The organism is Endozoicomonas atrinae, assembly GCF_001647025.1.
GTDB classification, from domain to species: Bacteria; Pseudomonadota; Gammaproteobacteria; order Pseudomonadales; family Endozoicomonadaceae; genus Endozoicomonas; species Endozoicomonas atrinae.
The window spans coordinates 1-247 of sequence record NZ_LUKQ02000937.1 but is presented as its reverse complement, the minus strand read 5'-3'; the positions used below and the strand labels follow the sequence as shown (position 1 = coordinate 247).

The following is a 247-nucleotide window of genomic DNA, read 5'->3' as shown; positions in this document are numbered from 1 at the left end:
GGCTGCTCTTTTTCGATAGCCAGCCATGCAAAGCCATTCGCAGGCAGACCCAGCGCCCGACACCCGTCCAGATACCAAGACGCTTTCTGGTGGTAGTGATAATTGAGAATATCTTTTTGGAACTTGCTATAACGGGCATCAAGGCAGGATTTCAGGTCAAAGATGATCCCGAGGTCTTCCCGGTAGTAGTCCATTCGGCCACGGCACAACAACCCGGTTTCAGCGTCCTCCCAGTAGATAGACCGTT

1 protein-coding gene is annotated in these 247 nt (G+C 52.2%); it reads right to left on the bottom strand.

Going from position 1 to position 247, the window contains the following annotated elements; genetic code table 11:
- Positions 1–247: PD-(D/E)XK nuclease-like domain-containing protein (locus AK963_RS31005; protein WP_175404849.1), on the bottom strand; the 247-nt coding region annotated here is incomplete at both ends.